The organism is Pseudovibrio sp. FO-BEG1 (assembly GCF_000236645.1).
GTDB lineage: Bacteria > Pseudomonadota > Alphaproteobacteria > Rhizobiales > Stappiaceae > Pseudovibrio.
On record NC_016642.1, the window covers coordinates 3,257,252 to 3,279,066 of the forward strand.

Consider the following 21,815-nt stretch of genomic DNA (forward strand, 5'->3'; position numbering starts at 1 on the left):
GAGTCTTCAATCAGAGGATGCTGGTCGTCCAATGACAATTGGAGGGCTGCTGCATGATGTTAGGGCGCACGAATGATATTGAACAGCCAGTAGGTCGCAATACCACCGATCGTCAGGCCATAGATGGTCACGGGTTCCGCTGCCCACAACTCAAGAACTTCAACATAGTGCAGAATGGCGATTATAGTGCCAATGCCGATGAAGAGTGCGACCACGCCGACGTTTATCAGGATAACCAGGCTGAGCAGATTGATGATGTTGATCTTCTTAGGCCAGAGCCACACACCAACACCTATTGCAATCGGACTGCCGAGAAGCAAACCCAACCCAAGTATGGGGGGCATGTCATAAAGCTGGCGGTAAAAGAACCAGTAGCCCTGTCCGCCTGCAAAGAACGCGATGACAGCAACATACTTTTTTATAAGAGCAGTCTTGCTCAGGAGCTGATGAGGTTCGTCGGTAGCAGACCCTGTTTGCGTAGCATTGTTAGCAGACATCAATTAGCTCAAAAATTCCTAGGGTTTTCAATGGCGCAACTGTCACTCAGTTTGCGGAGGTATGTCCAGTCGGTCGCCAGTGAAAAGAATTCACCCGTTGCTCTGCCGCACCCAGCTTATGAAGGCGGAGAGGAGGGTTATGGGCACCATGAGGATGTAGACCGCCATAACCATTTGGGTGATGGTCAGCTGGTTGATGGCTTCAATCTCGAAGTCTGCCAGGCTCACGCGGATGAGGGCGATGGCGGCGAACATCTGCACCTGAAAGAACAGGGTGACCAGCAGGGCTTTGAACGGGCTGAAAACGGGCTCTATCCGTGTTGCCAGCCAGTAAACGATAACCGCCCCAATAATCCAGAGAAACCCAGCCAGAAACCAATCCCGCAGCGCGCTACCCTGATAAATCAGATAGACGCCCAGGCTCCACAAATTACCCGCAAAAACAAACCCAAACCCACGCAGTTGAGCTGGCAGGTAGGAGCGGAAAGGTCTTGGTGGAGCAGAGGGCAAGGCAGTCATCTAGCTGTCTTCCTGTTCGGGTTCTCGGATGTCGACTTCTGGCTGTTCGGCATTCTCTGCATCAGAGTTGAGAATAGGCAAGCCATGCTTGGTGGAGACCTTAATCTCATGCCATTGTTGTTGGCTGAACAAATGCCTCCATTTTTCTTCAACGAGAGCGCCAGTGAGTTTTGCATCCTTAAAAGAAGCACCTTTGAGATTTGCTCCAATCAAGTTGGCATTGCAAAGCTTAGCCATTCGAAAATCTGCGTTCCAAAGGTTAGCTCTTCTGAGATTAGTGTCATTCAGAGTTGCTCTTGTAAAATTAGCGTACGCAAGATCTGCGTGTTTCATTTTTGCGCTAGTCAAATCCGTATGCTTGAAATCTGGAGCTGCAGGCACAAACCGTCTCAGCAAAGGAATAGACTGAAAGAAACCGGTGAGGTAGTTATCCGTGCGATTTTTGAGTATGCGCACCACAATTGCAGTCCAAAATATAAAACCAAGATAAGTAAAAATGAGATCAGTGGGGTCGTAAATCCTCCAAAAAGCAACCGGGATAGCCACGATCAAGGGCGAAAATGTTACTGCGATAAACAAAAGTGCTGTTCTCATACCTCTGATAGCATTGGCATACCGAAGATCCGCACCCCGAAAGATAGCAGATGTAAAGTCAGTCCCTTCCAGTTTTGCACGTTGCAGATTTGCGTTAGAGAAGTCGGTCGCAGCGAAGTTGCCCAGACTCAGGTCACTGTCTTCAAGATTTACGCCAGGAAGATCACCCTTCTGAAGTTCAACTCCGATCAAGTTGCTTTTCGGAAACTCGCAATCTCTCAGAATTACACCATTCAGCTCGGGTTTGGTTTCCATAGCGTAGTATTGCCAGACTTCCTGACGAATTGCTCCCAAACAAGCCATCGCCGTGCCAACGTCAGTTGTTCGACTGCGGTCTTTCTGGTCAAGCGTTTCTGCTTTTCCCGAAACATCAGTGAACTGCAAGTTATAGAGCTCACCAATTTCTTCGGTACGGTGCTTGATGAAAGAACAAAGAAGGTCCTGTGCAAGGTCAAAGTAGTTCTTCGGGTCTTGCTCTACCAGAGCTTTCAAGGACAAGGCTCCAGCTTGTCGCAAAATCAACTGGTCATCTCCCAACATGCTCGCTGCTTTTTGATAGCGTTCATTGTTGAGGCCTCGTTCAGACAGGTTGGTCTGCCGTGTACTGGTACGAGTTCGAATAATAGCAAGCAACAAGGCGAGCAACCCAAAAAGGATCAAAGCTGCGTTTCTAAGGACTGCCATTCTATCAGCATCTTTGCCGCCCCAATATTCGTAGTCCAGCAGCCCTGTAGAGACCTCAGAAGTCCAAATAGATACGCTCGCCCAAAAGGAGGAAGAGCTAATGACCAATGCAACGACAGGAAGCAAAAGCAGTGCGATTATGAGGTTGCGAAGCAAACGATAGGCTTGCTTGGTCCTGAAGAAGTACCGCAAGAATTTCATTTAAGTATTCCCGATGCAAATATCTGCAACCTATCCGCGATTCCGGGTGCGTTGACAACAGGTACAAATCAGGCCATGATTCCGCTCAGCTGGTGGTTTGCCAGTGAGCGCGTCACACAAAGGCGTGCGGGGATTGGCCTCCCTTCCTATTCCAAAGGCGCACGCTATGCGCCGCGGCATGTCTATGCCAGCGGCGTTTTGCTTTTATGGCTAGGCGGGCGGGAGCGCTCACGCGCGCCGTTTTCCTTTGGGACGGTAAGGCCAATCCTGCTCGTCTGGCCGCCAGAGATTGGCCTCTCTTGCGGTTGGATACATTCTGACCAAAGGAGATTTGCCATGGTAGTACTGGCAGATGACACGACACGTGCGTGCCGAGACCTACGGAATTCCCTTGAAAATATTGATTTAGCTGTGGCCCAGTTCGGTGCGCTTTTGCACGCCATGTCCGCGCTCGGCAACAACCTGCCTCCCCATCAGTGCGAGGCGGTGCAGTCTATTGTGACCCTGCAATCCCTTCTTTTCACCCACCACAAAGAGATTTTCACCCACACCCAATCCGCGTGGCACTCCACCCGCACGCTTTTACCAACCCAAGGAGCAGCATGATGGCTACCAAGATCGTTCCAGTTGAATTCCAAGGCGACACTCTTTGGGGTTTTGAGCAAAGTGACGGTGTGTTCATTGCGCTGAAGCCGATGGTGGAGGCGATCGGTTTGGATTGGTCCGCACAATACCGGCGCGTCAATCGAGACCCGATATTGAAGGAAGGTATTGCCATCATGGCAACACCTTTGGGTCGTGGCGGCGACCAGAAGGCCATTTGCCTGCGTTTGGACCTGATCAATGGTTGGCTTTTCACCATCGACAGCAACCGGATCAAAGATGAAAGCATCCGGCTGCGCGTGCTTGACTATCAACGCGAGTGTTATGGAGTGCTGTCCCAGCATTTTCTGGGCCTGCGCAATGAGCAGATGTTCTCTGAAGAGAGCGTCGGTAGCGATCTGGGCAGCCAAACTGAGCTGGGCAACAAATCCAGACTGGTGGAGATCGCCAACCGCATCTCTGGCCCTCGTGCGGCCTGCGAGCTCTGGCATCAGTTGGGGCTGCCAACAGTCCCATCCTTTGGCCCCCGCGTTGCTGATGTGCCCGCTGGTGTGGTCATGGAAGCAGAAGACCAACTACGCTCGTTCATCGAGGATGGCTGCCGACTGGATCCAAAGCACACCATGACCGCCCGGGCCATGTTCCTGGCTTACAAAGACTGGGCCCACACAGAAGGCCACCCCATTATCTCCGAGACCGCCTTCGGCCGCGCTATGCTCCACCTCTCACAGGACTACAACTTCCTGAAAATCAAAGCCCGCATCGTGACTTATCGTGGTTTGCGGGTGAAGGAGGTGGGGTGATGGGAAAAGCGTTCGACAACCAATGCTTATGTGATCTTTTCAAGTTTTTTCAATTCTTCAGTAAGTGCCAATTGGCTCTTCCTGAGAATTTTGAGAGCAGAGGAAATTACGTCATCCATGTTTTCGCTGCCATTATCAGGTTGATGAGAGTAGCTGCAAAAAAACTCAGAGCCTTCTTTATAGTTTCCTTTGTCGAAATTAGCTTTCTCCGCATGTTCTCTATTCCCAAAATTGGACCGCAGGGTCACGAAGTCATCAATATCGATACATTGAATAACGTCATTTCGAAGGTGAAAGATTTCGCTCACTTGTGCCATGCGCATTTCGGAAACATAGAGCACATGATCCCAATCTCCATCGAAGAGTTCGCAAAGTTTCTTAGGGGTTATAGATCCAAGTTGCGCAACGGCTTTAATCCATTGGTGCAGTATAACAAGCTGTTTTCTCGTGTCCTTTGCTACTCTTTTCTTGTAGTCCCGTTGGGCTGTTTTAGATTGAAACAGCAACACAAAAATTGTTGTGATCGCAGCAATAGCTGCTACCCAACCACTCGTCGCACCAATCCACTCACGAACCCAATGCTCTTCGGTAGTTTGGATGGTTATAGTTCCTTCTGGAACTCCTCCCGCCCAATATCCGATGACAGATACGGTATAAAAAGAAGCGATGAGAGACGAGGCGATGCCAATCGCGGCAAAGGCAAAAAAGTGCTTCCAGTTAAACTTAGGCATGGAAAGGAACTCACAGTCTCATTTAGGCCGATGAGATATAACGGCAATTCTACTCATTTGCACGCTTCAGTTGAGAGGTGTGCTGCATGACTCTCAAGATAGATCTCCGTAAATCCCCTAGAACAACGGTAGCAGGCCATTCCGAGCATCCTTGCATGGCAGAGGGCTGCACCAACTGGGGCTCTCGTGGGTACACCGTAGATGATGCTGGCAAACGTCAGCAACTGTGGTTTTGTCCGGACCATGCCAAGCAGTATGAGGCGGATGTGGAGGCAGCCAAGCGCACGCCTCCGCCCCCACGACCGCCCAAACAAGGGAGGCTGGTGTGATGCGGTTCAGCGAGGTTCAGGTCGAGAAAATCAAGCAGAGCGCCAATCTATTTGAGCGCATCTGCCAGCACACCACACTGCGCCGATCAGGGCGGCTTTATTCCGGTAAATGTCCGTTTCCGGATCATGATGACCGCAATGCCAGCTTTGTGTTTGATCCGGTCAAAAACACCTTCCGGTGCTATTCTACCGAGTGCGATCGGGCGGGTTCTATCATCGACTGGATGATGGAGTTTGAAGGGTTCCGCTCGTTTCTGGACTGCATCAAAGACCTGAGCGGTGAGGAGCTGGCAAAAGAAATTGTGCAGGACAATGGGTACAAGGGGCCAGCCTATAAGCGCCAGAAGGTGGAAGAGCGGATTGCCACTGACCAGGAAAAGGCGAGGGCGGCAGGCTATCGCATTTTCCAAGCCGGGCGGGCATTGAAAGGATCGGTTGCGGAAACCTATCTGCGCGAAGCGCGGGGGCTGGGTGATCTTGATCTGCCTGAGGCTGTGCTGCGGTATGCGCCGGATCTGCCGTTTTGGGCGGAAGTGCGCAAAGGCAAGTTTGAGGTGGTGCATCGCGGCCCGGCGCTGCTGGCGGCCTTTCAGCACAAAGACAGTCGGTTTGCTGCCGTTCATCAGACCTGGCTGAAACCCGATGGCAGCGGCAAGGCAGAGATTGTGCTGGAGGATGGCCAGCGGTTGCCGGCCAAAAAGATCCGCGGGCCGTATATGGGTGCCAGTTTGCGCCTTGGCCCGGCAGCGCCCGTGATGGGGCTGGGCGAGGGCATAGAGACCTGTCTTTCTGTCATAGCCTGTGGGCTCTCGTGCTGGGCGGCGGGCTCTCTGGGAAATCTTGTGGGGCGGGGCTGGGTGCATGGGATCCGAGAGCCGCACCCCAAACGCATCGGGCATATGTTGCCAACCACGCAGCCGGATTTTGACAGCACTCGGATGGATCTGCCTAACAAGCTGAGATCTGCGATTGTTCTCGCAGATAGCGACAGCAAGGACCTTGATGGACTGAAGGCCGAACTGGAGCGGGCGGTGCGTCGTGCCCGCTGTGAGGGGCGCTCTGCCCGCATTCTGTGGCCGCCTTTGGGCATGGATATGAATGACTGGATCATGATGGAACGGAGGGATGCAGCATGAGCACCATGAAAGCGGCCATTGATGATGCCATGCAGCCCAGTGATGATCCCCTCATCACCCCTCTGTCTACAGAGTTTGCCGATAAACTCTCACGCTGTGCCCTATACGATCAAAACGATACGGGCAACGCCAAGCGGCTTATGGAGCATTTTGGCAGCGAATTTCTGCATGTGCGGGAAGTGGGCTTTTACACCTACAAAGGCACCCATTGGGATCTGACCGGCGGCGAGGAAGTGATGACGCGCTATGCGCAGCGCACGGCGGAGCTGATCAAGGAAGAGCTGGATTATCTGGGCTATGAGCCGTGGGAAGAGCTGATCCTGGACAAAGCCAAGCGTTTGCCGCCGCAGGATGATGATGCGCCGCTGACCAAAGAGCAGGAGGCCATTCTGCGCGATGCGGAAGGCGTGAAGAAAGCGCGCGGCAGCCGGCGAAACGGACGCAAGAAGTTTGCGGTTTCCAGCGGCAACTCCAACAAGATCAAAGGCATGATCTCACAGGCTTTGCCGCATGTGACCTATGCGCCTGAGGAAATGGATGAAGACGGGCTGGTGTTCAACACCCGCACGGCCACGCTGAACCTGCATCCGGAGCCAGATGGGGATGGAGGCCGGGTGATGAATGTGGAGCCGTTGGAGCATGACCGGGCCATGCGGCTTTCCAAATGCGCGCCGGTGGACTTTGACCCGAAAACAGAATGTCCGAGCTGGCAGGCGTTTCTGGATTACTTCCAGCCCTGCGAGGTGATGCAGCGCTTCCTGCAAGTGTTTTCCGGCTACTGCCTGACGGGGCTGACCAGTGAGCAGAAGCTGCTGTTCTTTTATGGCGATGGGGCTAATGGCAAATCCACCTTCGTGGAGGCGATCTGCGGGCTAATGGGCGATTATGCTGGGCAGCTGAACCCGGAAAGCGTGACCGGCACCGGGCAGCGGCGCGGTGATCAGGCAACGCCGGATCTCGCCACGCTGGTGGGGAAACGTCTGGTGCGTGTCTCCGAGTTGCCCAAGGGCGAGGCGGTGAAGGAGGAGCTGATCAAGGCCCTGACGGGCGGCGAGCCCATGCAAGTGCGACGGCTGCATCAGGGCTTCTTTGATATGACGCCGATCTTCAAGGCGATCATGAGCGGCAACGACAAGCCGTTCATCAAGGGCAATGATTATGGCATCTGGCGACGCTTGCTGATTGTGCCCTGGAACGTGCGCATCTCTGAGGACCAGAAGCGGCCCATGGCAGAGGTGCTTGCCGAGTTTGAGGTGGAGCGGTCGGGCATCCTGAACTGGATGCTGAAGGGCTTGCAGATCTACATGGAGGAGGGACTGGATGTGCCTGCTGCTGTGGAGGGGCTGACGCAGGATTACAAGACTGAGCTCGACCCGATCCAGCAATTTGTGGAAGCGTGCATCGAGTTTGCCGAGCCGCCCGGACAGGACGCAGATGAGCCCTCAATCACGGGCAGAACCATGTATGACACTTATAAGAAATGGTCTGAAATTTCCGGTCTAAAGCCCTTTACAGAAACGGCTTTTGGTCGCGAGCTTCCGAAGAAGGATGGCATGCGCAAGGTGATGGGCCGGATCCGCAAATACGCCAATGTGCGGTTCAATCTGCCGCCCGAAATGCGTCCTGATCCGATGGATTGGAGCGTGCCGGGATGAGTGCGTTTCGAGCTGCGAGCGTGCGAGTGTATGCGCGAGGGTTGAGCTTTGGGCCTCGCGCGGATTTCCGGTTTCGTGACAGGAGCTTACGGGGAAGCTGCGCGGGTGCGAGCGTTACTCGCGCACCCGCGCGTATAAGGGGAATTGGGAAAGGCTTTGTCCAAGACAATTAGTTATGTGCGTAATTCCAACTCTAACACTCGTACCCTCGCAAGGGGTTAAACAACAAATTGATTTGATTAATTAAAAGGGCCGCGAGCGTTGTGATTTCAACACTCACATAACGCTCGGAACACTCGCAAAGGTGCAAAATGGTTCAAACATTGCGTTCATCTCCTCAAAACTCAGCTCAGGTGCACAAGGATGTGGCGGCAAAGGCAGAGCGGCGTGTGGTTGATCTGGTGAGCTTGCTGGAATGGGTCTACGCCGAGCAGAAGGCGCATCAGGAACTGGTCGCGGATGACGAAGCCCGCCACCTGACCGTGCGCTGTTCGCTGGAACGGCTTGAGAATGTTCTGGCGCTTGGCACATTCGTGGATGGCGGCGGACGTTCTGGTGCAGATCTGCATCCGGATGCGGAGCTGGTGCATCGCACCGTGATGGACTTTGCGCGCTTGTCCGATGACTGCGCACATGCAGCGGGTCTGGTGATCTACTACGCCTCTCAAATGCTGCAGCCGGAAAAACCTCATGTGAGCGGCAAGCGGCTTGTTGCCGAGCGCAATCCCTCTGGCCGCGTTGCTATGAGCTACTGGAAGGATGGCGAGGAGCTCTTCGTTCAGCCCAACACCAAACTGGCAAAGCCGTATGGATACGATGGCCCGGGCTGCCGGGTGGGTCAGGCCTGTGAGTTGGCGGTCGTCTCAGTTGAAAGTGATTTGGAGGAGTTTTTGCTGGAAACCTATACCTACTGGTGTGCAGGCCTTCAGATGATAGCCGAAGCGATACCCATGTTGAAAACTCATAAAGTCAAAGAGTTTCAAATGCCTGAGTTTGATCGGAGCACCACTGCCAAGAACTTTTTGAAGCTCGATACTTGTAATGACCTAGAGCATTTGACAGCCTAACAGCGACCAGAAAACCGCTCTGAGGGACAACCTTCAGGGCGGTTTTGCTTTGATCAAAGGCTCAGGTGATGAACTTACCTTCTCAGCAATGAGGTGCGAACGTGTTTACCGTAAGCTTTGACACAAGAGACCTTGATGATCTCATGCGTGGGCTTGGCAACTTGTCCGGCGATATCAAAGGAAAGGCGATTGCTCGCGCCCTCAAACACACGACAGCAATTGCCAAAACGCGGGTTGTTCGAAAGTCCGCAGCCTCTACTGGAATGCGGCAAAAGGATATTCGAAGCGTTACCGTTGCGGTGAATACCGGTGCAGATATTGCCAGCGTTATTATGCGCTCTGGTTGGATACCGCTCTACCAGCTGGGGAGCGTACGCCAGACACGGGATGGCGTTTCGGTTCGTAATTGGGGAACACACCAAGGCACGTTCCTTGCCACGATGGCCTCAGGTCATACCGGCGTATTCAAGCGATCAAGCGCAGCACGCCTTCCAGTTCGCGAGCTTTGGGGACCGAACCCCGCCGCCGATGTTCAAAACCACGAAGATGAGTTCATGGATGTGCTCGAAGATGTCGCTGATGAGAAGCTGCGGCCTCGGCTGGAACACGAGATCGATCGGCTGCTGAGCTCCCTTTGAAGGCGCGGCGGCGGCTGAGAAAAAAAGGGACCGTACAAAACATCCTTTCCCCGCGGGGGGCGCAGCTCCCGGGGTTTCGCCAGTTTTACAGGTTGAAAATTTGAGTTGTCAGGGTTGTTAGAGTTGCCAGCAACCGGTTGCCAAGGTTGCCAGAACGGGGGTTTTCAGATGCACGAAGATGCACCACTGGTGATGGCAACATTTGTGCAGGTTGCCGATCGGGACGGGGTCTCCAAATCGGCTGTTTCAAAAAACGTGCGCAATTATGCAGACAACCATAGTTTGCCGGTTGAGCGGGATGGGCGCGGACGGATTACCTGCTTTTCGCTTGCCCACTACGATCACATCCGCTCCCGGTTTTCTAATCCGCTGAAAACAAGCACCAAGCTCCCCGCTGTTCCAACGTCACCAACAAGCCAGCCCGCCGCAGAGGGCAGTATGCCGGCAGCACCCGGTGCCGATCCGCAAAGTCTGAACGAAGGTAAGCGTCAGGAAACATGGCTTAAGGTTCTTCGGCTCCGACTGGCAATGCAGGAGGAGCTTGGAGCGCTTGTACGCCGAGATCTTATGGAAGATGCGCTCGCCAAAATGGGAGGTGAGATCAAATCCGTTGTTTCGCGGCTTCCCAATCGAGCGGATGACCTGGCTGCACGTGTCACCAAGGATGGTGTCCATGGCCTGCGCCTAGCGCTGAAGGATGTTGCCTTTGACGTTGCGCAGGAGATTGCTGAAGCAATGGAGGCTGCGTTTCAGGAAGCACCACAGTTTGATGACCTGCCAGAGGGTGTGGTCGGGGCTGAAGCCAGTGCAGAAGAACTCATGCTTGCAGGGGAGCAACAGGAGGAACTCTAACAATAACAGGTGAGCCATGCAGGGAACTTTGGGAAGTTTGCGAGGTGCACACACAAAAGTTTACGGCGCAGCTCGTCTTGTTACGCGAGTACTTGCTAAAGCGATCCGCCCTAAAAAGCCACTGCCGTTTCATGAGTGGCTTCCCAAAAACATTGAGCTGGTGGACGGTCCAAGACGCGGTGAGCTTTGGAATGCAAAAGACGCTCCTTACTTGCCGGAGATCGCCGCCTGTCTGTCTGCTGATCACCCTTGCAACTATGTGTGCGTGCGCAAGTCTCAGCAGACCGGTGTTTCTATCCTGGGGCTATCCTGGAGCATTTATCTGGCAGAAAACGCACCTGATAACATCCTTTACGCAGTGCCTGGTGATCAGGCGCTGAAAGAAACCAACTCCATGAAGATCATGCCTTTGATTGAGGCATGGGAGAAGCGCACTTCCAAACAAGTGATTGAACCTGTTGCGAGCCGTAGCGGTAAAGGGTCGACCACATATGAAAAGAAATTTCCAGGCGGTGCCTTGTCATTGGCCAATGCCAACTCGGAAATGGATCTTTCCTCCAAGACGATCAAGTATGGGGTGAAAGACGAGGTTTCCAAGTGGGAAGAGACAGACAATGGCGGCGATCCTGAAGAGCTATTCTTTGGACGCTTCACCGCCTTTCGCCGTGAGAAATCTTATAAGATCTTTGCTCTTTCTACCCCGGAACATGATAGTGGTGATGAAGATGGTGAAGGGCCAGGCCATTGCCGCATTGACCGTGACTTCAAGCGTTCAGACCAACGGTTCTGGCACATTCGCTGCCCGTCCTGCGACTTTGAACAACGGCAGGAGTGGAGCGGATTCCAGATAAACCGGGAAGATCCAGAGGAGAGCACCTACCTTTGTGAGGAATGCGGCCACTCCATTACAGAAGCTGAGCGCGTTGTTGCTGTTCGCAAAGGGCGGTTCATTGCTACAAAGCCAGCTGATGGACGCCAGCCGGGTTTCCATGTGGATGCATTTTGCTCGCTGATGATGAGTTACGGCGATATCGCGCGGGACTTCATCAACGCAGAAAAGCGCAGCGAAGCAGCCAAAAAGAACTTCACCAATCTGGTGCTTGCCAAGGCATATGCCATGCGCGGCAATGCTCCTAAGCATGAACGGCTTATGGAGCGGCGCGAGCAACTGGAGCGCGGCAAGATCCCGGCTGAAGGTCTGTTGTTCGTGGCCGGCGCTGATGTGCAGCACTACGGCATCTATGTGGAGGCGGTGGCCTTTGGTGATGACCGGCAAAGCTGGTGCGTGGATGCGCACTTTCTTGAAGGCTCTACGGACGACATCAAAGCAGGTGCCTGGCTAAAGCTGGATGAGTTTTACAAACAGCACTTTAAGGACGCATGGGGCATGGAGCGCCGGCTGGATGGTCTGGCGGTGGATGCTGGTGACAGTGGCCGCATGGAGCAAGTCCTCAGCTGGTGCAGAGCAAGGCCAGATACCTACGCCATTAAAGGTCAAGGGGGACGCGGTGTTCCTGCAATCGGGCTGCCTCAGAAAAAGTCAGTCAACAAGCGGGGCAAGCGCGTGAAGGTACGCGGTTCTCAGCTTTGGCCGGTTGGAACATGGGGCCTTAAGCATGAGTTCTATGGCAGCTTGCACAAGTCTGGCATGGCGGCTGGTGCTGAGTGTGATCCACCTGGTTACTGCCATTATGGGGTCTGGCTGGGTGAAGAGTACTTTCTTCAAATCACCGCTGAGTACTTCGACCAGAAGCTGGTGAAGGGCCGGCTGCTTGAGGAATGGAAGAAGTCCCGAAAAGACAACCACTTCCTTGATTGCCGGATCTACGCCATGGCGATTGCCGAGCATTTGGGCCTGACTTCAAATACTGACAATGATTGGGCGCGGCTGCGCAAGCGGCTTGTACCTGCAAAGGATCTGGATTTGCTCTCACCTGAAGTTGTGAAAGCAAAACAGGAAAGCACACCCTCCGAAAATACAGAGAAAAAGGCAGCTCAAGCTCACGATAAAGAAGGGGCAGAGAGGCAGGAACGCATCAGGAAGAGGCGCGAGAAATGGCGAAACCGTTAAAAGCGCTTGGTCGGTTGTTTAACCGGGGCGGCAATCCTGTTCCAACTGAGAAGGGAGTAGGGCAAGTTGCAGTTCGCAGCCTCAACCGATATCTGCGCGATACCCGATCCAGGGTTCTGGCAACACGTCCTGCACCGCTCACAAACAGCCGGGATGATATTCGTTTGTCCTGGCGCCGCTGCGCCGGGCTGGCTCGTGACATCATTCAAAACTCAGGCCGACTTAAAGGCGCTGTGGATCAGGTGATTGCAGATACGGTTGGCTCTGAGTTGCTGCTCAATCCAAAGCCGGATTTAAGTGCTGCGGGCTATGATGCGCAGGAGACCGCTGAATGGTGCCGGATTGTGAAGCAACGCTGGAAGCGTTTTGCCTGGGACCACGCTGAATGCGATATGCGCGGCAAGTTCACCTTGCCCCAACTGGTTGACTGCTCTTTGCGCGATTACATCACCTTTGGTGAAGTGACGGGTATGCTGGACTATATGGGCAGTGCTCAGCGGGCTCGTTACGGCATTAAGGCTGGAACAAAGCTTTGCTTGTTCTCACCACAAAAGCTGGTTCAGGACACGCTGGAGCATGAACGTCTGTTCCAAGGTGTCTACCATGATGAGAATGGTCGCCCGATTTCTTATCTGATTGAAGAGGCGAGAAACGGTCAAACAGTTAAAACGAGATATAGCGCACGCGACCTGGCTGGGCGTGTTCAGGTCCTGCATATCTTTGATCCCACATGCGCAAGTGACGTGCGTGGGATCTCTGTTTTGGCCTCTGCCTTTAGAAAGCATATCCAGCACGAGATGCTCGAAGATGCCACGCTGCAAACGGCGATCCTGCAAACCTTGTTTGCCGCTGTTTTGAAAAGCGAGCTGCCATCAGAAGAGGCTTTTGCTGCAATTGATGCGATGCAGGACACAGATGCAGGCAAGGAGTTCAAAGAATCCTTTTCTGATTATCTCCTTGGTGCCTTGGATAAGTCCGCTGAAAGCTCTGTGAGTTTGGGGAGTGATCCCACAGTGTCACATATTGCGCCGGGTGAAGATTTTGAAATCAAAACGGCTGGAACGCCAGGGCCTCATTACTTGCCGTTCTCAGGTTCACTTGGGCGGGAAATGGCGCGGGCGATCGGGATCACCTATGGCGGCTTAACCATGGACTATTCCAACGCCACTTACTCCAGTGTGCGGATGGAAAATGCAAGCATCTGGCCGGTAGTGACCCGGCGGCGAGAACGCATTGCTGCACCAACCTATCAGGCAGTTTACGAAAGCTGGCTTGATGAGGAAGTGGGTGAGGGGCGTATCCCGTTCAAGGGCGGATATGAAGCTTATTCTGCTTTACGCGAGGAAGCATCCTGGGCTCAATGGCAAGGCCCCGCCAAGCCAACGGCAGATGATGCAAAAAGCGCTAAGGCGTCCAGCACACGGTTGGAGAATGGCACGTCATCCCTTGCTCACGAATGCTCTGAAATGGGCATTGATGAAGAGGAGCTGTTTGAGCAGCGCCTTTCTGAGCACCGACGCTATCTGGATGCCGGCATGCGCTCGCCCTATGAGCCAAAGACTTCGCAGGTAGCGGAAGTCAGCCGTGACGAAACGCAAGGGGCTACCGATGAGTGATCAGGTCAAAATCGGTTCTGACATAGTTTCCATCAATCAGCCTTGTGACGTTGCAACGGCTCTTCGCAAAATTGAGCTTGTTGTTGCTGCTGGTGGTCGCCGGGAGACCGTCCGCTTCGGGCGGGATGAAGTGACCTACTCAGCTGCCAACCTGCCAGCATTGCAAAAGCTCATTGCCAAGTATGAGGCCAAATGCAGCCTTGCAGCTGGCGGCAAGGTTCGCCGCCGGGCTCGCTCAGTTCGCTGGTGCTGAACTCAACTTTTAAGGATTTTCAAAAATGCCTGATATTTATCACGGGGGCGAGCTTCTCCTTTACGGGGACGTGGGCGCCTTTGGTTGGGGGGATTACTTTACCTCTGCTGAAGTAAGGAAAGCACTTGCGCACCATGGAGGCGATAATCCGTTAACTGTTCGCATAAACTCGGGTGGTGGCTATGTTCGCGAGGGGAATGGGTGTTTCAACGCTCTGAGAGACCACAAAGGCAAGGTCACCGTTTATGTCGAGGCAATGGCCGCGTCTGCAGCCTCTATAATTGCAATGGCTGGTGATGAGATTGTCATTCGAACCGGTGCGGAGATGATGGTTCATGAGCCCTGGAGTTGGGGCGAGGGGAATGCCAAGGCTTTTCGTGATCGCGCGGATAAGCTGGAAAAAGATGCAGCTGCCATCGCTGCAATTTACGCTGTGAGGACAGGTAAAACCCAAGAAGAAATCCTTGCCTTAATGGAAGCCGAGACATGGATGAATGGCAAGGAAGCGGTGGAGTTGGGATTTGCATCATCTGCTGAAGGCAACCTGGCTGAAGATTATGCGCCTTTCAATTATTGCCTATATCGCAATGCCCCCGAAGAGTTGAGAAATCTCTCAAAAAACATGAACTGGAGCGTTGAAGCACAGCGCTCTCCAGCGGCATCCGTCGCACAACAGACTGTCAAACAGGAGATACAGCCGATGACGACACAACCTGCGGCGGGTGCCGACTCCGCCAGCTCTACGACAGACCATACGCAGGCCAATACTGGTGATGCTCAAACAGCAGAACGCGAGCGCATCGGTAAGATCCTCAACTGCGAGGAAGCTGCAGGACGAACTGAACTTGCAAAGTACCTCGCGTTTGAGACCTCAACGAGCTTTGAGGAGGCTCAAAAGGTGCTTGCCAAGGCTGCTAAAACGGAGGGAACTGAAAAGCCTGAAGATGATGTGCCCAACACGCAGGCAAGTACCTATGAGCAGGAGCGGCTTCGTTCAAGCAATCAAGCCAGCAATTACGGTTCTCAAAAGACCACAGCAACCGCAACTCTCAACCGCGCCGACATTTTTGCCGCACGCAAGCAGGCATAAGGATTGCACGACATGGAAACGAAAGTTCAAGGGGCCCGTAACTGGGCCTTTTTGCTGTCTGCTGCTCATGGAAACTTGAGCACGGATACGATCACCCTTGCCAGCGGGCAGAACACTTTGGAAGCAGGAACCGTGCTTGGCAAGTTAACTGCAGGTGGTGAGTACGTTACATCACCGACAGCTGAAGAAGCCGGGAAAGAAGGCGCTGAAACAGCAACGGCCATTCTGGCAATTCGAACAGATACAGCCTCAGGTCCAGTCGAAGCACTGGTGGTCAATGGTTTGGCTGAGGTGAAGTCTGACTTGCTGATCTTTGACGACAGTGTTGATGATGCCACAAAGATTTCTGCCAAACATGAGCAGCTGGCTGCTGCTTTCATCAAAGTTCGATAGGAGCAGCGATAATGCCAGGACTAGATATTTTTAATGATGATGCTTTCTCAGTTCAAAACCTGACGGCAACTGTAAACCAAATGCCTTATCGACCTGGACAGATCAGTAAATCTGGTTTGTTTGAAGAAGACAGTGTAACCACCACGCTGGTTTCAGTTGAGTTGAAAGATGGGAAACTGGGACTGATTGAGCCTTCGGCGCGTGGTGGCCCCGGGGAGACAACGAGTGATGACGATCGCAAGTTGGTTCCGTTTGAGGTGGACCATTATCAGCGCGATGATGCGGTAAAAGCAGATGAAGTTCAGAATGTTCGAGCCTTTGGCAGTGAAAACGAAGTTGAGCAAGTTCTGGACCGTGTGACATCCAAGATGGATCGCCATCTTGCTGATTGTGATATGACGATTGAACATCAACGTGTTGGGGCGATTAAGGGCCTGGTAAAGTCCAGATCTGGTGCAACACTGCATAATCTTTACTCGCGCTTTGATATTGCTGTCCCTGCTGCCATTTCTTTGAATCTGGGCAACGAAGATGCCAAGGTGGATGAACTCCTGGCCACTGATGTTCAGCATTCGATCGAAGACAGCTTGGATGCGTTTTATGATGGTTTTCACGTCTATACGGGGCGTGAGTTTCATCTGAAGCTTTGGGGCCACAAGCGCATCCGAGAAACGTTCCTTGCAACATCAGGAGCAGCTCGGCTTCGTGAGGCTGTGCCTGATACCTTCACCGTTGGTAGCTTTACGTTTGAACGTTACAAGACAGGCGCTGGCGCCAGTGCTAATGCAGGTGGGGCCTACATTGCTCATGATGAGGCACGGGTGGTGCCCGTTGGCGTTCCTGGATTATTTATCACGCGCTTTGCCCCAGCTGATTACATTGAGACAGTGAATACTCCTGGCCTGCCACGCTACGCCAATCAATATGCTCTGCCCAATAATAAAGGGATTGCTTTGGAAGTGCAGACCAATGCCATTTCACTTTGCACTCAGCCGGCAGCTCTTCGAAAGCTGACACTGTAAAGCTCCTTCCAACTACATCTCATTGAAAGGTCTGGTGGCAGTATTTTGTCGCCGGACTTTTGGAGTACGTCTATGTCGAAGAAGAAGAGAATTTCTCTCCATAGCTCTACCATGTTGAATGGCAAGGCAATGGGGAAAGAGGAAGACTTTCGTCAGGATCGTGACAAGCCCTTTCTTGCCCCTGAAGGTTATGCAGATCATCTGCTTGCCGAGGGGTTTGCTTATGTGCCTGACAAAACCAAGAAGTCGCAGGAAACTCCTACGAACTCTGGTTCTCAGGGCAGTAAGTCTCCCAAAGACCCTCCTGCAGGCGATGGCAAGAAGCCCGATGATCAATCCGGTGCCGGTGATGGCTCTGGTGGATCAGTTCAGGACTGATCATGTCAGAACTTGATGACCTTCGGGTCGAACTCACCGATGCGGTGGATGACGTCATGGGAGAGCCAGTTTTACTGGCTTTCCTTGACGGGGAACAGCAGAGCGATCCTTCCCGCGAGAATGTAGCAGTAGATGCGGTTTTGCGGTGTGGCGCCGGGCATGTGTTCAACCTTTCCAAGGGATCGAAAAAAGAACGCACCAGCCTTTCTGCAGAGCCTTCCTTTTTGGAACTTGCCCGCTCTGACTATGACGGGCCGATGCCCAGGATCGGGGACAAGGTGCAGGCCCTAGCACGTGCTGGCAAACCGTGGTTTGAAGTCCTTGATGTTTCTGATCGGGGCGCTTCCCGCATCATCTTAGAACTTGGAGAAGCCTGATGTCTCTTGCCCGAATTGCCTTGCGTCACTGCGCGGTGGAGGCGCTCAAAGCAGCTGGAACGCTGGTCGGTAACAATATTCTTGATAGCAAGGTGGCAGCGCTTCAGGTGAGCAGCGATGGAAGCTTGCGCACCGATGAAGAAGGGCCGTTTATTGCCGTCTATACGGATGTTTCCAAATCGGGCGAGCTGAATGGTCGCTCATTGCGCACCAACGGCTATCTGGATCTGGTCTTTAATTTCGGCATTACAGCCGCGATGACCCAGACCAATGATAAAGGTGAGAGCGTTGTGGTTGGTCTGGAGGTTCCGGCAACCAGCCCCAACTTTGAGTTCTTTCTTGATGCTTTAACGCGGCAAATCAAGTTCACGCTTCTTGATCCGCTCAACCCATGGTCTGAGTTGCTTAAAGGATTTGCTCCCGATTTTAAGGCATGTGAAGAGATGCGCCATGGCAACGCCCGCGATGGAGTGCGGTTGGTGAGCGGTCAGTTGCGACTGACCGTTGAGCTGGTTGCAGATCCGGTTCCCGGCGCAGTGCTGCCTGAGACCGGGATCTGGAGTCGGTTTCTTGCAAAGCTTGCAAAGTTTACTTGCCTGGGATGGGCAAGCAAAGGAACACCAGCTGCTTGCACTTTATGGCCTGACGGGCCTTGAAGCTGATGCTCTGCACCTAACCAGTGCATCTGTGCTCAATCGTTCTGCCGTCTTTTCCGATGATGTACCGGAGAGCACTCATAGCGCCGGTTCCCCCTAAAATGGAGCATCCGCAATGGCGCAGGACATGCCCGACCTATTTGCCGAGCTGCATTTTGAAGTTGCTGAGATCAAGCGTCGCCTGGCTTCGCGTACACGGGAAGGGGTGATTGCTGAGGTTGATGCGGCTAGAGGAAAAGCGCGGGTCAGACTGACGGATTCTGATAGTCCCATGCTCACAGGTTGGTTGCCATGGACGGAGCCAGCAAGTGGGGCAAACAAGACCCACAATCCTCCTTCAGTTGGTCAGCAGGTCACAATTAACAGTGAGAGCGGAGATTTAACCGATGCTCGCATTGGGGCCGCGCTTCCAAGTGAAGGCAATCCCAGACCGAGTGCCAAAGGGGATGATTATGTTCTGGCGCAGGTTGGGGCGACAAAAGTTATCGTTTCAGGTGGCGGTGAACAGCTCAAGCTCAGCGTTGGGAATGCCGCCATAACCTTGGTTGATGGGCAGATGACTTTCAGCGTTGCTGGCACCTCTATCACTTTGAGCCCATCTGGTATCACAACCGCAGGCGATGTGGATCTGAACGGCGGTTATGTGAAGTCTGAGGGCACCACAATCGATCACACTCACATTCATTCTGGAGTTACTCCTGGTCCATCTAACACCGGAACCCCTGTCTAATTGGAGAACACTATGGAAAAGAAACGCTACCGTGTTTTGCGTGAAGGCTTCTTGCATGGAACCTATCGCCAAAAGGGGGAAGAGATTGAGCTGTTTGAAAAGCAGGCTCAAGTTGACCTTCCACCCCTTGGCACCCGGCTAGAGGAAGTGAAGAGCAAAGCGGCAAAGTCGGCATCCGCTAAAGGCAAGGCCAGCTCTCGAAAAGTTGGCTAGAACATGGCCGGTAAGGACTTAAGTGAGACAACAGGCGGTGAAGTCTCTGGCTGGGCTCATGTGGTCCAGTCCATCAATCGGCTGTTTTCTACTCCCAAAAACACGCGGGTCTTCCTGCGTGAGTTTGGGTCTGATCTGCCTAGCCTTGTTGATGTTCCCTCAAATGATGCTGGCATTCTGGCGCTGTTTGTAGCTGTTGCCACAGCTCTGGAGCAATGGGAACCAAGGTTTTCTTTAAGCTCTCTAAACGTATCGCAGGCTGAGCCTGGCAAAATCCTCTTGAACCTGGTTGGAACCTATCTGCCAAGAGGTCATCACGGCGACACCACGCCGGAGGGTGACGAACAAGTCTTATCTGTGCCGATTACTGGCCTTTAACTCCCTACATCAGGAACACGCTATGAGCCGCTATGCTGCGCTTGATCTGGCAACATTGCCGGAGCCCTCCGCTGTGGTGGAGCTGGACTATACTGCTTTGCTTGAAGCTCGTCTTGCAGAGCTGGACGGTCATTTGCGTGACGGTCGTTTTGAGCAGGCTGAAGCTGATGAGATCATGGCTTTGGCACGCTCCATTGCAGCATCGCCCGCCCGCTATTTAAGCGAGGCGGGGGCGTCACGCGAGCTTTATATGAACGCGCGCATCAATGCGGCGGTGAGATCCGTTTTGCTGGCAACGGCAACCGGATCTGATCTTGATCACCTGGGTTCAGGGCGAGGCGTTGCCCGGCTGGTGCTGGATGATAGTGACCCTGAAAACATCATTTTTGAGGATGATGAGAGTTACAGGGCGCGCATTCAGCTGGTACTGGAAAGTTACTCTCCTTATGGGCCGGAAGGCGCTTACGTGTACTGGGCTTTGCAGGCTTCTGGTGATGTGCTGGATGTTGTGCCTTATGGGCCTGATGACAATCTGGACCCACCAATTGCGCCCGCTGAACCTGTGATCTGTGTTCTTTCCAGAACTGGAGACGGGGCTGCAAATGAAGGTCTGTTGGAGAGTGTTTATCAGAACCTGAAATCAGATAAGCGCAGGCCGGTGGGTGATAAGCTGACGGTGATCTCTGCAACGCCTGTTCACTATGAAGTTGAGGCAGAGCTGCAAGTTGTTTCAGCTGCAACGGCCTCACTCGTTGAAGAGCAAGCGCAAGCGACCTTGCAAAAGTTCATCTCAACCCGCTTGGCAATCGGTCGCCCGCTTTACCGAACCACCCTGGCAGCTGCTTTAAAGGTTGACGGCGTGGAAGAGGTGATTATCACCAAGCCTGCAAGTGATGTGATGGTTGGGCCTTTTGAAGCGCCGTATGCGTCTTCTGTGAAACTTACAGTCAACTCCATCACCGGAGGCTGGCGCAATGTCTGATAAGACTTCCCGCCAAACTGTGTTGCCTCCCAACTCTTCAGCTATCGCGGTGGCGCTGGATCTTGTCGAGGATCGCATGTCTGGCCTTCCGGCTGAGGTCATCCGTGATTGCCTTGACCCAATGAGGGCACCGGCAAGCCTGCTCGATCATCTGGGCTGGGAGCTGTCTGTTGATGTGTGGGACCGGGAATGGCCTGAACAGGTCAAGCGCCGGGTACTCTCCGTCTCGGCAGAGGTGCACAGATACAAAGGCACTCCATACTCAATCAAGACTGCGCTCAAGGCTCTTGGGGTAAGGGCGCGCTTGCTGGAGTGGTGGCAAGAGGGCGGCTCGGGTGTTCCTGGCACGTTTGAGATTACCGCTTATGCAAATGAGCAAATCTTTGCTGATGGGCCAGTTCTGGATGCGCGATTGCAAAAAAATATCTTGAGCACAATCTCTGCAACCAAACCCATATCACGCGGTTTCAGTTTCCAGATTGGAGCACAGTTTGAAAGCTCGCTCAGTATGGGACTAGCAGGCCGGTCCAATGCGTTTACACAGCCCATGGGGGAAACGGTTCTTCCTCAAAGTGGGGCAACTATAGGCGCTGAGGCAATGACATGCAGCGTGGCTTTTATAGCAAAAACAGCTGAGCCGGTTTTGCCGCAGATGGGGGCAGCGTTTGGCTGCGGGGCAACTGCGCGCGGCCATTCATTTCTTTCACTTCATGGAGAGTTTTTGATATGAGCCTTAAGGCCATTAATCCGACACTTACGCGCGCTGGTATGCGATCCATTTTTGAGGCGTCAGATGCTGGTCTTCATGCCAGGATCACACATCTTGCTTTTGGCACTTCGCGCTACACGCCAACTGGCAATGAGAACAACCTGAAGTCAGAAAAAGCTCGTGTTGAGATTGTTGGGTCTCGCTATCTGGATGATTTTCAGATGGAGATCACAGCCAAGATTGACGGAGACAGCGGGTTCACACTGGCAGAGCTGGGCGTCTTGTTAGAGGACGGCACTTTGCTTGCTGTCTGGTCTGATCCTGAAACGCCTTTGGCTCAGTACACTCCTGGCGTACCGATTGCGTTTTCCTTTGTTCTGGCGCTTGCCGCGCTTCCACAAGGTGTTGTGGAAGTGACAGGTGATGTGGACCTGCAACTCTTCTTTGGAGAAGAATTTGCCGGGTTTGCCTCTGCGATCCTTGCGTTGCAGTTGAACAGCTTTCAACAGCAAGAAATTTCCCGTGAGTTACGCCGAGATCTGCGGATTGCCCGTTCCAGCAGGGATGAGCTGCAACGTCGTCTTGAGGTTCAGGAGCGCCTTTAACAAAGCACTCAATGTCTCCTCAAAATTTCAACT

27 protein-coding genes are annotated in these 21,815 nt (G+C 53.3%); 23 read left to right on the forward strand and 4 right to left on the reverse strand.

The window, feature by feature from the left end; genetic code table 11:
* Positions 1-59 precede the first annotated feature (59 nt).
* The 3 genes from PSE_RS14765 to PSE_RS14775 form a co-directional block, all read right to left on the reverse strand.
* Entirely contained in the window at positions 60-497 is a 438-nt protein-coding gene (locus PSE_RS14765; protein WP_014285590.1) for a hypothetical protein, read from the reverse strand.
* Between the two features lie 90 nt (positions 498-587).
* Entirely contained in the window at positions 588-1,016 is a 429-nt protein-coding gene (locus PSE_RS14770; protein ID WP_014285591.1) for a hypothetical protein, read from the reverse strand.
* The gene (locus PSE_RS14775) at positions 1,017-2,495 is read right to left on the reverse strand and encodes a pentapeptide repeat-containing protein (protein WP_041768545.1); all 1,479 of its coding nucleotides are present in this window, start codon (positions 2,493-2,495) and stop codon (positions 1,017-1,019) included.
* On the opposite strand from PSE_RS14775, the gene PSE_RS14780 reads away from it, so the two are divergent.
* The gene (locus tag PSE_RS14780; RefSeq protein WP_148266152.1) at positions 2,460-3,101 is read left to right on the forward strand and encodes a hypothetical protein; all 642 of its coding nucleotides are present in this window, start codon (positions 2,460-2,462) and stop codon (positions 3,099-3,101) included. The two genes, PSE_RS14775 and PSE_RS14780, sit on opposite strands and share 36 nt — an antisense overlap.
* Entirely contained in the window at positions 3,101-3,901 is an 801-nt protein-coding gene (locus PSE_RS26725) for a phage antirepressor N-terminal domain-containing protein (protein WP_051125916.1), read from the forward strand. Before PSE_RS14780 ends, PSE_RS26725 begins: the two co-directional genes overlap by 1 nt.
* 26 nt (positions 3,902-3,927) lie before the next feature.
* On the opposite strand, the gene PSE_RS14790 is transcribed toward PSE_RS26725, so the two are convergent.
* On the reverse strand, positions 3,928-4,632 hold the full coding sequence (locus PSE_RS14790; protein WP_041768549.1) for a hypothetical protein: 705 nt from the start codon (positions 4,630-4,632) through the stop codon (positions 3,928-3,930).
* An 86-nt stretch (positions 4,633-4,718) separates the two neighbouring features.
* Between PSE_RS14790 and PSE_RS14795 the strand changes: the two genes are divergently transcribed.
* From PSE_RS14795 to PSE_RS14895, 21 genes are all read left to right on the forward strand, one after another.
* The gene (locus tag PSE_RS14795; RefSeq protein WP_041768551.1) at positions 4,719-4,961 is read left to right on the forward strand and encodes a hypothetical protein; all 243 of its coding nucleotides are present in this window, start codon (positions 4,719-4,721) and stop codon (positions 4,959-4,961) included.
* Positions 4,961-6,097 (forward strand): CHC2 zinc finger domain-containing protein, encoded by a 1,137-nt coding sequence (locus PSE_RS26730; protein ID WP_014285597.1) that lies wholly within the window; start codon positions 4,961-4,963, stop codon positions 6,095-6,097. The genes PSE_RS14795 and PSE_RS26730 overlap by 1 nt, the downstream gene beginning before the upstream one ends.
* Positions 6,094-7,752, forward strand: a complete 1,659-nt coding sequence (locus PSE_RS14805) for a phage/plasmid primase, P4 family (protein ID WP_014285598.1) — start codon at positions 6,094-6,096, stop codon at positions 7,750-7,752. The genes PSE_RS26730 and PSE_RS14805 overlap by 4 nt, the downstream gene beginning before the upstream one ends.
* A 311-nt stretch (positions 7,753-8,063) precedes the next feature.
* Positions 8,064-8,819 carry a hypothetical protein gene (locus PSE_RS14810; RefSeq protein ID WP_014285599.1) on the forward strand — a complete coding sequence of 252 codons (756 nt, stop codon included), beginning with the start codon at positions 8,064-8,066 and terminating at the stop codon, positions 8,817-8,819.
* A gap of 101 nt (positions 8,820-8,920) precedes the next feature.
* On the forward strand, positions 8,921-9,457 hold the full coding sequence (locus PSE_RS26735) for a phage tail protein (RefSeq protein WP_014285600.1): 537 nt from the start codon (positions 8,921-8,923) through the stop codon (positions 9,455-9,457).
* Between the two features lie 168 nt (positions 9,458-9,625).
* Entirely contained in the window at positions 9,626-10,309 is a 684-nt protein-coding gene (locus PSE_RS14820; RefSeq protein WP_014285601.1) for a hypothetical protein, read from the forward strand.
* A gap of 28 nt (positions 10,310-10,337) precedes the next feature.
* Positions 10,338-12,380, forward strand: a complete 2,043-nt coding sequence (locus tag PSE_RS14825; RefSeq protein ID WP_244421315.1) for a terminase gpA endonuclease subunit — start codon at positions 10,338-10,340, stop codon at positions 12,378-12,380.
* Positions 12,365-13,996 (forward strand): phage portal protein, encoded by a 1,632-nt coding sequence (locus PSE_RS14830; RefSeq protein WP_014285603.1) that lies wholly within the window; start codon positions 12,365-12,367, stop codon positions 13,994-13,996. The genes PSE_RS14825 and PSE_RS14830 overlap by 16 nt, the downstream gene beginning before the upstream one ends.
* The gene (locus PSE_RS14835; RefSeq protein WP_014285604.1) at positions 13,989-14,249 is read left to right on the forward strand and encodes a hypothetical protein; all 261 of its coding nucleotides are present in this window, start codon (positions 13,989-13,991) and stop codon (positions 14,247-14,249) included. Before PSE_RS14830 ends, PSE_RS14835 begins: the two co-directional genes overlap by 8 nt.
* A gap of 25 nt (positions 14,250-14,274) precedes the next feature.
* Complete coding sequence (locus tag PSE_RS14840; protein ID WP_041768552.1) at positions 14,275-15,339, forward strand: head maturation protease, ClpP-related; 1,065 nt, start codon at positions 14,275-14,277, stop codon at positions 15,337-15,339.
* Positions 15,340-15,351: 12 nt separating this feature from the next.
* Entirely contained in the window at positions 15,352-15,732 is a 381-nt protein-coding gene (locus PSE_RS14845; RefSeq protein WP_014285606.1) for a head decoration protein, read from the forward strand.
* An 11-nt stretch (positions 15,733-15,743) separates the two neighbouring features.
* Positions 15,744-16,754 carry a major capsid protein gene (locus tag PSE_RS14850; protein ID WP_014285607.1) on the forward strand — a complete coding sequence of 337 codons (1,011 nt, stop codon included), beginning with the start codon at positions 15,744-15,746 and terminating at the stop codon, positions 16,752-16,754.
* A 72-nt stretch (positions 16,755-16,826) separates the two neighbouring features.
* Entirely contained in the window at positions 16,827-17,132 is a 306-nt protein-coding gene (locus tag PSE_RS14855; protein WP_148266154.1) for a hypothetical protein, read from the forward strand.
* 2 nt (positions 17,133-17,134) lie between these two features.
* Positions 17,135-17,509 carry a hypothetical protein gene (locus PSE_RS14860; RefSeq protein ID WP_014285609.1) on the forward strand — a complete coding sequence of 125 codons (375 nt, stop codon included), beginning with the start codon at positions 17,135-17,137 and terminating at the stop codon, positions 17,507-17,509.
* A complete protein-coding gene (locus PSE_RS14865) occupies positions 17,509-18,165 on the forward strand; it encodes a hypothetical protein (RefSeq protein ID WP_051125917.1) in 657 nt (218 codons plus the stop codon). The genes PSE_RS14860 and PSE_RS14865 overlap by 1 nt, the downstream gene beginning before the upstream one ends.
* 115 nt (positions 18,166-18,280) lie before the next feature.
* On the forward strand, positions 18,281-18,895 hold the full coding sequence (locus tag PSE_RS26740; protein WP_014285611.1) for a phage baseplate assembly protein V: 615 nt from the start codon (positions 18,281-18,283) through the stop codon (positions 18,893-18,895).
* 12 nt (positions 18,896-18,907) lie between these two features.
* Positions 18,908-19,108 (forward strand): hypothetical protein, encoded by a 201-nt coding sequence (locus PSE_RS14875; protein WP_014285612.1) that lies wholly within the window; start codon positions 18,908-18,910, stop codon positions 19,106-19,108.
* Positions 19,109-19,111: 3 nt separating this feature from the next.
* Positions 19,112-19,486 carry a GPW/gp25 family protein gene (locus PSE_RS14880; protein WP_014285613.1) on the forward strand — a complete coding sequence of 125 codons (375 nt, stop codon included), beginning with the start codon at positions 19,112-19,114 and terminating at the stop codon, positions 19,484-19,486.
* A 22-nt stretch (positions 19,487-19,508) separates the two neighbouring features.
* Positions 19,509-20,468 (forward strand): baseplate J/gp47 family protein, encoded by a 960-nt coding sequence (locus PSE_RS14885; protein ID WP_014285614.1) that lies wholly within the window; start codon positions 19,509-19,511, stop codon positions 20,466-20,468.
* Entirely contained in the window at positions 20,461-21,198 is a 738-nt protein-coding gene (locus PSE_RS26745) for a phage tail protein I (RefSeq protein ID WP_014285615.1), read from the forward strand. Before PSE_RS14885 ends, PSE_RS26745 begins: the two co-directional genes overlap by 8 nt.
* Positions 21,195-21,782, forward strand: a complete 588-nt coding sequence (locus PSE_RS14895) for a phage tail protein (protein ID WP_014285616.1) — start codon at positions 21,195-21,197, stop codon at positions 21,780-21,782. The genes PSE_RS26745 and PSE_RS14895 overlap by 4 nt, the downstream gene beginning before the upstream one ends.
* The last annotated feature ends 33 nt before the right edge of the window (positions 21,783-21,815 follow it).

Bases quoted from the DNA above. Each gene is read 5' to 3' on its own strand.
- PSE_RS14765 (WP_014285590.1), bottom strand. From the start codon at position 497: ATGTCTGCTAACAATGCTACGCAAACAGGGTCTGCTACCGACGAACCT.
- PSE_RS14770 (WP_014285591.1), bottom strand. From the start codon at position 1,016: ATGACTGCCTTGCCCTCTGCTCCACCAAGACCTTTCCGCTCCTACCTG.
- PSE_RS14775 (WP_041768545.1), bottom strand. From the start codon at position 2,495: ATGAAATTCTTGCGGTACTTCTTCAGGACCAAGCAAGCCTATCGTTTG.
- PSE_RS26725 (WP_051125916.1), top strand. From the start codon at position 3,101: ATGGCTACCAAGATCGTTCCAGTTGAATTCCAAGGCGACACTCTTTGG.
- PSE_RS14790 (WP_041768549.1), bottom strand. From the start codon at position 4,632: ATGCCTAAGTTTAACTGGAAGCACTTTTTTGCCTTTGCCGCGATTGGC.
- PSE_RS14795 (WP_041768551.1), top strand. From the start codon at position 4,719: ATGACTCTCAAGATAGATCTCCGTAAATCCCCTAGAACAACGGTAGCA.
- PSE_RS26730 (WP_014285597.1), top strand. From the start codon at position 4,961: ATGCGGTTCAGCGAGGTTCAGGTCGAGAAAATCAAGCAGAGCGCCAAT.
- PSE_RS14805 (WP_014285598.1), top strand. From the start codon at position 6,094: ATGAGCACCATGAAAGCGGCCATTGATGATGCCATGCAGCCCAGTGAT.
- PSE_RS14810 (WP_014285599.1), top strand. From the start codon at position 8,064: ATGGTTCAAACATTGCGTTCATCTCCTCAAAACTCAGCTCAGGTGCAC.
- PSE_RS14820 (WP_014285601.1), top strand. From the start codon at position 9,626: ATGCACGAAGATGCACCACTGGTGATGGCAACATTTGTGCAGGTTGCC.
- PSE_RS14830 (WP_014285603.1), top strand. From the start codon at position 12,365: ATGGCGAAACCGTTAAAAGCGCTTGGTCGGTTGTTTAACCGGGGCGGC.
- PSE_RS14835 (WP_014285604.1), top strand. From the start codon at position 13,989: ATGAGTGATCAGGTCAAAATCGGTTCTGACATAGTTTCCATCAATCAG.
- PSE_RS14840 (WP_041768552.1), top strand. From the start codon at position 14,275: ATGCCTGATATTTATCACGGGGGCGAGCTTCTCCTTTACGGGGACGTG.
- PSE_RS14845 (WP_014285606.1), top strand. From the start codon at position 15,352: ATGGAAACGAAAGTTCAAGGGGCCCGTAACTGGGCCTTTTTGCTGTCT.
- PSE_RS14850 (WP_014285607.1), top strand. From the start codon at position 15,744: ATGCCAGGACTAGATATTTTTAATGATGATGCTTTCTCAGTTCAAAAC.
- PSE_RS14855 (WP_148266154.1), top strand. From the start codon at position 16,827: ATGTCGAAGAAGAAGAGAATTTCTCTCCATAGCTCTACCATGTTGAAT.
- PSE_RS14860 (WP_014285609.1), top strand. From the start codon at position 17,135: ATGTCAGAACTTGATGACCTTCGGGTCGAACTCACCGATGCGGTGGAT.
- PSE_RS14865 (WP_051125917.1), top strand. From the start codon at position 17,509: ATGTCTCTTGCCCGAATTGCCTTGCGTCACTGCGCGGTGGAGGCGCTC.
- PSE_RS26740 (WP_014285611.1), top strand. From the start codon at position 18,281: ATGGCGCAGGACATGCCCGACCTATTTGCCGAGCTGCATTTTGAAGTT.
- PSE_RS14875 (WP_014285612.1), top strand. From the start codon at position 18,908: ATGGAAAAGAAACGCTACCGTGTTTTGCGTGAAGGCTTCTTGCATGGA.
- PSE_RS14880 (WP_014285613.1), top strand. From the start codon at position 19,112: ATGGCCGGTAAGGACTTAAGTGAGACAACAGGCGGTGAAGTCTCTGGC.
- PSE_RS14885 (WP_014285614.1), top strand. From the start codon at position 19,509: ATGAGCCGCTATGCTGCGCTTGATCTGGCAACATTGCCGGAGCCCTCC.
- PSE_RS26745 (WP_014285615.1), top strand. From the start codon at position 20,461: ATGTCTGATAAGACTTCCCGCCAAACTGTGTTGCCTCCCAACTCTTCA.
- PSE_RS14895 (WP_014285616.1), top strand. From the start codon at position 21,195: ATGAGCCTTAAGGCCATTAATCCGACACTTACGCGCGCTGGTATGCGA.